We start from the raw sequence: 10,941 nt of genomic DNA, 5'->3' as shown, positions 1-10,941 counted from the left end.
TGCGTTTTTAGCAAGGAATAATCAGAACAGTAATGGCGATGAAGAAACTGTTAGTCGCATCCCTCTTGCTTGGCAGCAGTGTGGTACATGCGGAACAATTTGTGGTGGATGATATCCGCTTTGAGGGATTACAGCGTGTAGCCTTGGGTGCTGCATTGCTGAAAACGCCTGTCAGAATTGGTGATTCGGTCGATGAACGTGACGTCGCGGATATGATCCAGGCCTTGTTTGCTTCAGGCAATTTTGAAGATATTCAGGTTTTTCGTGACGGTAATGCTCTGGTGGTGAAAGTCATTGAGCGTCCGACCATTGCCAGCATTACGTTTTCTGGCAACAAGGCAATCAAAGACGAGCAGCTCCAGGAAAACCTCAACGCGTCTAAAATCAGCGTGGGTGAAGCACTGGATCGCACAACTCTGAGTAAGATTGAAAAGGGTCTGGAAGATTTCTACTACAGTGTGGGCAAGTACAACGCCAGTGTTAAGGCCGTTGTGACCCCATTGCCACGAAATCGTGCTGACCTGAAATTTGTCTTTACCGAAGGGGTATCGGCGAAAATTCAGCAAATTAATTTCATTGGTAATAACGTGTTTACCGATGAAGATCTGCGCGACAAATTCAATCTGCAGGCCGATGTACCCTGGTGGAACTTCCTGGCCGATGAAAAGTATCAGAAACAGGTGCTGGCTGGTGATCTGGAAACCCTGCGTTCTCAGTACCTCAACAACGGTTATCTGAAATACAAGCTTGAATCGACCCATGTGTCTATCTCCCCTGATAAGAAAGGGGTATACATCACCCTGAATATCAATGAAGGCCAGCAGTATACTGTCAAGGGCGTCAAATTCCGCGGAAACCTGGTTGGTGCGCAGGGCGAACTGGCCGGGCTGGTCACCTTTAAAGAGGGTGATATTTACAACGGTGCGAAAGTCACAGGGTTGGAAGAATCGATCAAACGCCGGCTTGGCGAGTTGGGTTATGCCTACCCGCAGGTGAATACCATTCCAGAGTTTGATGATACCAATCAGCAGGTGTCCCTGCTGGTGAACGTTGAGCCAGGCAAGCGTATTTACGTGCGTAATATTGCTTTCTCTGGCAATACATCAACTCAGGACGAAGTGTTGCGCCGCGAAATGCGCCAGATGGAAGGCAGCTGGCTCAACTCTAAGTCAATTGAACGCGGTAAAGAACGTCTGAACCGTACCGGTTTCTTTGAATCGGTTGATGTACAGACAGTGCGTGTTCCGGGTACCGAAGATCAGGTCGATGTTCAGTACAAGGTGAAAGAAGCCAACGCTGGTAACATCAACTTTGGTGTCGGTTATGGTACTGAATCCGGAGTTTCTTTCCAGGCTGGTATCCAGCAGGACAACTTCCTGGGAACCGGTAACCGTTTCGGCATCAGTGCCATGATGAATGACTACCAGAAAAACGTGAGCGTTGAGTACCGCGACCCGTATTTCACGCTGGATGGTATCAGCCTGGGCGGCAAAGTGTACTACAACGAGTTTGAAGCCTCTGACGCTAACATTTCTGACTATACCAACCAGAGCTACGGTACCAGTCTGACCTGGGGTTTTCCGTATGATGAACTGAATTTCTTTGAATTTGGTCTGGGCTATGACCACAACAAGATCTCGAATACGGAAGAGTATTATCAGATCGAAAAATTCAAACAAATTCATGATTTTGATCAAGCGAATACTTCCATTGAGCTGGATGACTTTGACTGGTCGGTTTCCTGGACCCGCAATAACCTGAACCGTGGCTTCTTCCCGACAGCAGGTAACCATCAGCGTGCTACCTTCCGCATGACAGTACCGGGTTCAGATGCCCAGTATTTTAAAGCGCAGTATGATGTCCGTCAGTACTTCCCGTTAACTCAGGAACAGGACTTTACCCTGTTGCTTCGCGGACGGCTGGGCTATGGTAATGGTTACGGCACAACGGATAATGGCAGTGATCAGCTATTGCCGTTTTATGAAAACTTCTATGCGGGTGGCTTCTCTACCCTGCGTGGGTTCCGTTCCAATACTGTGGGTCCGAAAGCTGTCTACGTTGGCGGCTGTGATAGCGGTGGTAGCATAGGTGGCAATAACAGCTGTGCGACAGGTTCTGACGATGCTGCGGGCGGTAATGCTGTCGCACTGGCCAGTGTTGAGCTGATCGTCCCGACTCCGTTTGCTTCTGAAGAGGCGAGGAATCAGATCCGTACCAGCCTGTTTATTGATGCCGGTAACGTGTGGGACACAGAATACGATTTGAGCGGACAGGACGGTGATTTTCTGTATGACTATTCAGATCCTTTCCTGATCCGTGCTTCATATGGTGCGGCTCTGCAGTGGATGTCACCAATGGGACCTCTGGTCTTTTCGGTAGCGAGGCCACTTAAGAAATACGATGGCGATGACGAAGAATTCTTCACATTTACCATCGGACGCACATTCTAACCCTTTAAGGAGAGAGCCTTTGAAACAGTGGATTAAAGCAGCCGGTCTTAGCCTGGTCGTTCTTTCATCATCTATGTATACCCAGGCAGCGGCAGCGGCTGAGAAGGTAGGCTACGTTGCCACGGCTCAAGCCATGGCGCAACTGGCACAGCGTTACAACTTGCAGGATAAGCTGCGTAACGAGTTCCAGGGACGGGTAACAGAATTGCGCTCGCTGGAAACCAATATCAAATCTAAGCTGGAAAAGCTCAAGCGTGATGGTCAGCTGATGAGTGCCAGCGACAAGTCTAAACTGCAAAACGAGTTGCAGACGCTGGATGGCCAGTTCAAGCAAAAAGCGCGTGCTCTGCAGGAAGATCAGGCGCGTCGTGCGTCGGAAGAGCAGCAAAAGCTGGCCATGAAACTGCGTACAGCGATTCAGGATGTGGCTAAGCGCGAAGGCTACGATATGGTTGTTGATGGTCAGGCAATCCTGTTTGCTAACCCTAAAGATGATCTGTCTGCGAAAGTGATGTCAGCGGTGAAATAAGCTGCGCTTGTTTCACTGAGTTCTAACGAGAGAGTACACCGGGAGGGAATCAAGGTCCGTCTGGTGTATTCCTCTTAGTATCCAAAATGACATTATTATGTGAACATTGTTCAAATTGTGGGCGTTTCTGCGTTATCCCTTTGCATTGTCTCTTACTCCGCAGATAATAAGGCGCAGTACGTACAAAACGAAATATTAAGGTAAATAATGGCTGCATTGACGCTTGCTGCATTAGCAGAAAAATTAGGTGCGGAGCTGCGTGGTGACGCAGCGGCCGAAGTCACAGCAATCGCAGGGTTGGGCCAGGCAGGCTCCGGCCAGATCACTTTCCTTTCCAGCAGTAAATACCGTCAGCACCTGCAAGCGTGCAAGGCGACAGCGGTGATGTTGACACCGGCTGATGCTGAATATTTCGACGGAAATGCACTGATCGTTAAAGACCCTTATCTGGCCTACGCCAAAGTGGCTCAGTGGCTCGATTCCACACCAGCCAGCGCGGTAGATATTGCGCCATCAGCGTATATTGCCCCTGACGCCGTTCTGGGTGAGGGCGTTGCCGTTGGCCATAATGCCGTGATCGAATCCGGTGTGGTGCTGGGTGATCATGTTCAGGTTGGTCCCGGCTGCTTTGTCGGTAAAGGTGCGCGCCTTGGCAGTCGCACTAAGCTATGGGCCAATGTCAGTATTTATCACAATGTTGTGCTGGGTGACGATTGCCTGGTTCAGTCGGGGACAGTGATTGGCTCTGATGGCTTTGGTTATGCGAACGATAAAGGCCAGTGGCAAAAAATTCCTCAGCTGGGCACGGTGCGTATTGGTAACAGAGTAGAGATCGGAGCTTGTACCACTATTGATCGTGGTGCGCTTGAGGATACCCTGATCGCTGATGGTGTTATCATTGATAACCAGTGTCAGATTGCCCATAACGTTTCCATTGGTGAAAATACTGCGATTGCAGGTGCTACGGTTATGGCTGGCAGCCTGAAAGTCGGTAAACATTGTTTTATTGGCGGAGCCAGTGTGTTCAATGGCCATATGGAAATTACCGATGGCGTGACTGTGACAGGTATGGCAATGGTCATGAGACCTATTACTGAGCCTGGCGTGTATTCATCCGGTATCCCACTACAAACTAACCGGGAATGGCGTAAAACGGCGGCACGTGTTCTGAAAATTGAAGAAATGAATAAGCGATTGAAATCTGTAGAGAAAAAACTCGAAAAAGATAGTCAGTAGTTTTTCGTTCTCATTTTGCCGTTTCGGGCCTGCGTCACTTACCGCGTAGGCCGCTTACGTTTTTGTCCGGCGCTTTATTAACTTTTTAGACAGGAATGCAGTTTTGACTAGCGAAAACAAAACGCTGAATATCACCGAGATCCAAGCTCTTCTTCCGCACCGTTATCCTTTTCTGATGGTTGATCGTGTTGTTAACTACGAAGAAGGCAAAACACTGACAGCGATTAAAAACGTTTCCGTCAATGAGCCGCAATTTACCGGCCACTTCCCGAAAATGCCTGTTTTTCCTGGTGTACTGATTCTTGAAGCCATGGCACAGGCCACTGGCTTGCTGGCGTTTAAAACCTTTGGTGCGCCGGCAGAAAATGAACTGTATTACTTTGCCAGCATTGATAATGCGAAATTCCGTAAACCCGTTGGCCCTGGTGACCAGCTGGTAATTGAAGTGGAATTCCTGAAAGAGCGCCGCGGTATTGCCATGTTTAATGGCATTGCGAAAGTGGACGGCGATGTTGTGTGTTCTGCTGAGTTGAAATGCGCGAGACGAGAGTTTTCATGATTCACGAAACAGCACAAATTCACCCATCAGCGGTGATTGAAGACGGTGTGATAATCGGAGCCAATGTTACCGTTGGCCCTTTTACCTACATTGGCAAAGATGTCGAAATTGGCGACGGTAACGAGATCATGTCACACGTTGTGATCAAAGGCCCGACCACGATAGGCAAGGATAATCGCATTTTTCCTTATGCAATTGTCGGTGAAGAGTGCCAGGACAAGAAATACAACGGTGAACCGACGCGCCTGGAAATTGGTGATCGCAATGTGATCCGCGAAAGCGTACAGATCCATCGCGGCACGGTACAGGATAAAGGCGTGACTATTGTTGGCGATGACAACCTGCTGTGTGTCAATGCCCACGTTGCTCACGACGTCGTGATTGGTAATCACACCCATATTGGTAACAACTCAATTCTGGGTGGCCATGTGGTGGTAGGCGATTACGCCGGCGTGATGGCACTGTCAGCCATCCACCCATTCTGTAATGTGGGTGCGTACAGCTATGTCGGTGGCTGTTCTGCCGTGGTGCAGGATGTGCCGCCTTATGTACTGGCTCAGGGTAACCATGCCACACCGTTTGGACTGAACATTGTGGGTTTGCAGCGTAATGGCTTTGAAAAGCCTGAAATTCATGCCTTGCGCCGTGCCTATAAAGAGATTTACCGCTCGGGTAAAACGCAGGCCGAGGTGAAGCCGGTACTGGAAGAGATGGTGAAAGACTGGCCGTCGGTTGGCCTGTTGCTGGATGCTCTGAACAATACCGAACGCGGAATTATTCGCTGATATGAGCAAGCCTCTTCGAATTGGAATTGTCGCCGGGGAGATCTCCGGCGATATTTTAGGGGCCGGCTTTATTGAAGCGGTCAAAGCGCGCTATCCGGATGCCGAGTTTGTTGGCGTTGCAGGACCGCGCATGCAGGCGCTGGGCTGCGAAGCTCTGTTTGATATGGAAGAGCTGGCGGTCATGGGGATCGTCGAGGTTGTCGGTCGGCTGCCTCGTCTGTTTCACATTAAAGCCGAGCTGGTTAAGTATTTTTCAGCCAATCCGCCGGATGTGTTCGTGGGCATTGATGCGCCTGACTTCAATCTGCGCTTGGAAAAAGACCTGAAATGTCAGGGTATTAAAACCGTTCATTATGTCAGCCCGTCGGTCTGGGCCTGGCGGCAGAAGCGGATCTTCAAAATTGAAGCCGCGACCAATCTGGTTTTGGCCTTCCTGCCCTTTGAAAAAGCCTTTTACGATAAATTTAACGTTCCGTGTGAATTCATCGGTCATACCATGGCGGATGCCATTCCATTAGAGACAGACAAAGCCGCTGCCCGGCAAAAACTGGGACTGAACAGCGATAAACGCTGGCTGGCCGTGTTACCTGGCAGCCGTGGCGGTGAAATGGGTCTGCTGGCAGAGCCGTTTATTCAGGCTTGCCAGTTGCTGAAAGCGAAACAGCCAGAGCTGGGTTTTGTGGTGGCGCTGGTGAACCAGAAACGCCGGGAACAGTTTGAACAGGCGTGGAAGGCGACAGCGCCCGAACTGGATTTTGTTCTGGTTGATGATACCGCGCGCGATGTCATGACGGCGTCAGATGCGGTGTTACTGGCTTCCGGTACCGTGGCGCTGGAATGTATGTTGGTTAAGCGTCCAATGGTGGTGGGCTATAAAGTCAAACCGCTGACAGCCTGGTTAGCCAAACGCATGCTCAAGACCAAATATGTGTCATTACCCAATATTCTGGCGGACAAAGAACTGGTGCCTGAATTATTGCAGCAAGAGTGTGTGCCAGAGAAACTGGCCGCGGCAGTTGAGCAAAGCCTGACAGCCGACAACCAGCCGCTGATGGACGAATTTACCCGGCTGCACCAGCTTATCCGGTGTGATGCGGATAAGCAGGCTGCCGAAGCCGTGCTGACCTTAATCGGTAAGTCATCTAGCAGTGGCCGGTGTTAATTTACCGGACAGAGTGAAACACATTATGCAATACGAACCCTTTGTATACCCGGATGCCCGATTGATTGCGGGTGTGGATGAGGTTGGCCGTGGGCCGCTGGTCGGTGCTGTTGTGACAGCCGCTGTCATACTCGATCCGGCCAACCCTATAGTCGGGCTTGCTGACTCGAAAAAGCTGAGTGAGAAAAAGCGGCTGGCGCTGTTTGACGACATTCAGGAAAAAGCACTGAGCTGGTCTTTGGGCCGCTGTGAGCCGGAAGAAATTGACGAGCTGAATATCCTGCAGGCTACTATGGTCGCGATGCAGCGAGCGGTTGCTGGCCTGTCTGTACAGCCCGATTATGTCTTGATCGACGGCAACCATGTGCCATCGTTACCTGTGCCGGCCCAGGCCGTGGTGAAAGGTGATATGCGGGTGGCAGAAATCAGTGCTGCCTCGATTCTGGCCAAAGTGACCCGCGACAGAGAAATGCAAGTCCTGGATGCGCAGTACCCTGCTTACGGGTTTGCCCAGCACAAAGGTTACCCGACCAAAGCACACTTTGCGGCGTTGGAAAAATACGGCGCGATTGAGCAGCACCGTAAGAGTTTTAAGCCAGTTCGAGAGCGAATTGCGCAAAATTTGAAGTAATGGCTTTCGGGCACTTGCGTTGACGAAAAATCATTTTAGACTCAACCCCTGTTTGTGTCTTAACCGCTGAATTGACGACATCATCATGGCAGAACCACGCTTTATACACCTGCGCATCCACAGTGACTTTTCCATGGTCGACGGCCTGAGTAAGGTCCCGCCTCTGGTCAAGAAAGTGGCAGAGCTGGGCATGCCCGCAATGGCCCTGACAGATTTCACTAACCTGTGCGGCCTGGTGAAATTCTATTTCGCAGCCCATGGCGCGGGGGTGAAGCCTATTATCGGTGCGGATTTCAAAGTGCGCAGCGATGAGAATGGCGATGAGCTGTCTGATCTCACTGTCCTGGCGGCAGACAATGACGGTTATAAAAACCTGACTTTGCTGATATCCCGTGCCTATCAGCGCGGGCATGTGCAACACATGCCTGTGATTGACCGCGACTGGCTGGTTGAGCAGAAGCAGGGGTTGATCCTGTTGTCTGGCGGTAAAACCGGAGATGTCGGACAGGCCTTGCTCAAAGGCAACCAGGCGGCGGCAGAGCGCTGTGTGGCCTTTTATCAGCAACACTTTCCCGGCAATTATTATCTGGAACTGGTCCGTACCGGCCGGCCGGATGAAGAAGCGTACCTGCATTTTGCCATTGAACTGGCCGCGCAGGCAGACTTGCCTGTGGTGGCAACCAACGATGTGCGTTTTATCAACCCGGATCAGTTCGATGCTCATGAAATCCGCGTCTGTATCCATGATGGTTATACTCTGGTCGATCCCCGCCGTCCCAAACATTACAGTGCTCAGCAATATCTGCGCAGTGAAGAAGAAATGTGCAAGCTGTTTGCTGATATTCCGGAAGCCCTGGAAAACTCAGTAGAAATTGCCAAGCGCTGTAATGTAACGGTCCGGTTAGGTGAATATTTCCTGCCAAACTTTCCGACCGGTGACATGACGACGGAAGATTTCCTGGTCTTGAAGTCTAAAGAAGGTTTGGAGCGACGTCTGGAATTCTTATTCCCGGATGAAGAAGTGCGCAAAAACCGTCGCTCTGAATACGACGAACGTCTGGATATTGAACTGGAAGTGATCAACCAGATGGGTTTTCCCGGCTACTTCCTGATCGTCATGGAATTTATCCAGTGGTCGAAGGAGAACGGTGTGCCCGTTGGCCCGGGGCGGGGCTCGGGTGCAGGATCCCTGGTCGCTTATGCGCTGGATATCACGGATCTCGATCCGCTGGCCTTTGACCTGCTGTTCGAACGCTTTCTGAACCCGGAACGGGTATCCATGCCTGATTTTGATATCGATTTCTGTATGGATAAGCGGGATCAGGTGATAGATCACGTGGCCGAAATGTACGGCCGGGATGCGGTATCCCAGATCATCACTTTTGGCACCATGGCGGCTAAAGCCGTTATCCGGGATGTGGGCCGGGTACTGGGCCACCCTTATGGCTTTGTCGATCGCATTTCCAAGATGATTCCGGCAGAACCGGGCATGACACTGGCAAAAGCTTTTGAGGCCGAGCCGCAGCTGGGTGAAGTGTACGAAGCCGATGAAGAAGTCAAAGATCTGATCGACATGTGCCGGGTGCTGGAAGGGGTAACCCGAAACGCCGGTAAACACGCCGGAGGGGTGGTCATATCGCCGACCACAATTACAGATTTTGCCCCGCTGTATTGTGACGCTGAAGGCCATCATCCGGTCACACAGTTCGATAAGAACGATGTAGAAACCGCGGGGCTGGTGAAGTTCGACTTCCTGGGCTTGCGTACGCTGACCATTATTGACTGGGCGCTGGGCATGATTAACCCGCGCCTGGAAGCTCAGGGCAAGCCGCCGGTCAATATTACGGCTATCCCGATGGCGGATCAGAAATCGTTCGCCATGCTGCAACGCTCAGAATCCACCGCGGTGTTCCAGCTTGAATCGCGCGGCATGAAAGATTTGATCAAGCGCCTGCAGCCGGACTGTTTTGAAGACATGATCGCACTGGTGGCCCTGTTCCGTCCTGGCCCGCTGCAATCAGGCATGGTGGATAACTTCATCGACCGTAAGCATGGTCGTGAAGAAATCTCTTATCCCGATGCCACTTATCAGCACGAGTCGCTGAAAGAGATTCTGGAGCCGACATACGGCATTATTCTGTACCAGGAACAGGTCATGCAAATTGCCCAGGTCCTGGCCGGTTATAGCCTGGGCGGTGCTGACTTGCTGCGCCGTGCTATGGGTAAGAAAAAACCGGAAGAAATGGCGAAACAGCGAGCCACGTTTGAAAGCGGCGCCGTGAATAACGGGGTCGACGGCGAGCTGGCGATGAAGATCTTCGATCTGGTAGAGAAATTCGCAGGTTACGGCTTCAACAAATCACACTCGGCCGCCTATGCCCTGGTGTCTTACCAGACTCTGTGGCTGAAGGCGCATTATCCGGCTGAATTTATGGCTGCGGTAATGACCGCCGACATGGATAATACCGATAAAGTGGTCGGCCTGGTGGAAGAATGCCAGCGCATGAATCTGCAAATACTGCCGCCGGATGTTAACAAGGGGCTTTACCGCTTCACCGTTGATGATGAGGGTGCCATTGTCTATGGCATAGGCGCTATTAAAGGGGTAGGTGAAGGCCCGATAGAGAATATTATTGCGGCACGGGAAAAAGGCGGCCATTTTAAGGACTTATTTGATTTCTGTGCCAGAATAGACACCAAGAAGGTCAATAAACGCGTTCTGGAGCGGTTGATCAAAGCCGGTGCGATGGATCGTCTCGGACCCAACCGCGCGGCGATGATGGCAACATTGGACGACGCCCTGAAAGCCGCTGGCCAGCACCATCAGGCCGAGGCATTTGGTCAGGCGGATATGTTCGGCGTGCTGACAGCAGCGCCGGAAGAAGTGGAAAAAGCGTACGCCAATATTCCGGAATGGCCAGAAAAAATCTGGCTGGAAGGCGAGCGGGACACGCTCGGCTTGTACCTGACCGGCCACCCGATCAACAGTTATGTGCGTGAGCTTAAGCACTATGTCACCTGGCGCCTGAAAGATGCCCATCCGACAGGGCGTGATAAGGTAGTGACGATTGCCGGACTGGTTATCGCCGCCCGGGTTATGACAACCAAGCGCGGTACCCGGATTGGAGTGCTGACATTGGATGACAGATCGGGGCGCATGGAAGTTATGCTGTTTTCCGATGCTTTGGATCGATATCTCGATCTGATTGAAAAAGACCGGATTTTGGTCGTTTCCGGACAGGTCAGCTTTGATGATTTCAATGGTGGCCTTAAAATGTCTGCACGTGAAGTCCTTGATATTTCTGACGCTAGAGAAAAGCACCTGCGGGGTCTTGCTATCTCGCTGACTGAAGGGCAGATTGATCACACATTTTTTGAGCGTTTCAGCAAAGCGCTGGAGCCGCATCGGGCAGGTACTGTCCCGGTGAATATTTATTATCAGCGTTCGAATGCACGCGCTAAACTTACCCTTGGCACAGAGTGGCGGATAACGCCAAGTGATGATTTAATCACTGATCTCAAAGTGTTACTGGGCGAGCAGCAAGTCGAATTTGAGTTTAATTAATGAGTCCGATACCTGTCAGACAGG

8 protein-coding genes are annotated in these 10,941 nt (G+C 51.2%); all 8 read left to right on the top strand.

The genetic code is table 11. The features are described 5' to 3' along the window. The first annotated feature begins 32 nt into the window (after nucleotides 1-32). The 8 genes from bamA (at nucleotide 33) to dnaE (ending at nucleotide 10,917) form a co-directional block, all read left to right on the top strand. The gene (gene bamA / locus KCG43_RS17085; protein WP_192017579.1) at nucleotides 33-2,450 is read left to right on the top strand and encodes an outer membrane protein assembly factor BamA; all 2,418 of its coding nucleotides are present in this window, start codon (nucleotides 33-35) and stop codon (nucleotides 2,448-2,450) included. Nucleotides 2,451-2,469: 19 nt separating this feature from the next. Next, nucleotides 2,470-2,979 (top strand): OmpH family outer membrane protein, encoded by a 510-nt coding sequence (locus tag KCG43_RS17080; RefSeq protein WP_192017580.1) that lies wholly within the window; start codon nucleotides 2,470-2,472, stop codon nucleotides 2,977-2,979. 207 nt (nucleotides 2,980-3,186) lie between these two features. After that, nucleotides 3,187-4,215: a UDP-3-O-(3-hydroxymyristoyl)glucosamine N-acyltransferase gene (gene lpxD, locus KCG43_RS17075; protein WP_192017581.1), complete on the top strand. Its 1,029-nt coding sequence runs from the start codon at nucleotides 3,187-3,189 to the stop codon at nucleotides 4,213-4,215. 103 nt (nucleotides 4,216-4,318) lie between these two features. Then, nucleotides 4,319-4,774 (top strand): 3-hydroxyacyl-ACP dehydratase FabZ, encoded by a 456-nt coding sequence (fabZ, locus tag KCG43_RS17070; protein WP_027251674.1) that lies wholly within the window; start codon nucleotides 4,319-4,321, stop codon nucleotides 4,772-4,774. Then, nucleotides 4,771-5,559, top strand: coding sequence for an acyl-ACP--UDP-N-acetylglucosamine O-acyltransferase (gene lpxA, locus KCG43_RS17065; protein WP_192017582.1), 789 nt, complete (start codon nucleotides 4,771-4,773; stop codon nucleotides 5,557-5,559). Before fabZ ends, lpxA begins: the two co-directional genes overlap by 4 nt. Nucleotide 5,560: 1 nt before the next feature. Then, the gene (gene lpxB, locus KCG43_RS17060) at nucleotides 5,561-6,721 is read left to right on the top strand and encodes a lipid-A-disaccharide synthase (RefSeq protein WP_218386463.1); all 1,161 of its coding nucleotides are present in this window, start codon (nucleotides 5,561-5,563) and stop codon (nucleotides 6,719-6,721) included. 13 nt (nucleotides 6,722-6,734) lie between these two features. Continuing rightward, nucleotides 6,735-7,352, top strand: a complete 618-nt coding sequence (rnhB, locus tag KCG43_RS17055; RefSeq protein ID WP_370630708.1) for a ribonuclease HII — start codon at nucleotides 6,735-6,737, stop codon at nucleotides 7,350-7,352. 85 nt (nucleotides 7,353-7,437) lie between these two features. Next, a complete protein-coding gene (gene dnaE, locus KCG43_RS17050; protein WP_218386459.1) occupies nucleotides 7,438-10,917 on the top strand; it encodes a DNA polymerase III subunit alpha in 3,480 nt (1,159 codons plus the stop codon). Nucleotides 10,918-10,941: the final 24 nt, after the last annotated feature.

The organism is Photobacterium sp. WH24 (genome assembly GCF_019204055.1).
GTDB lineage: Bacteria > Pseudomonadota > Gammaproteobacteria > Enterobacterales > Vibrionaceae > Photobacterium > Photobacterium arenosum.
This window is presented reverse-complemented; position numbering and strand designations above follow the sequence as displayed.

Coding starts and splice junctions, on each gene's coding strand:
- dnaE (WP_218386459.1), top strand. CDS start 7,438: ATGGCAGAACCACGCTTTATACACCTGCGCATCCACAGTGACTTTTCC.
- lpxA (WP_192017582.1), top strand. CDS start 4,771: ATGATTCACGAAACAGCACAAATTCACCCATCAGCGGTGATTGAAGAC.
- bamA (WP_192017579.1), top strand. CDS start 33: ATGGCGATGAAGAAACTGTTAGTCGCATCCCTCTTGCTTGGCAGCAGT.
- lpxB (WP_218386463.1), top strand. CDS start 5,561: ATGAGCAAGCCTCTTCGAATTGGAATTGTCGCCGGGGAGATCTCCGGC.
- lpxD (WP_192017581.1), top strand. CDS start 3,187: ATGGCTGCATTGACGCTTGCTGCATTAGCAGAAAAATTAGGTGCGGAG.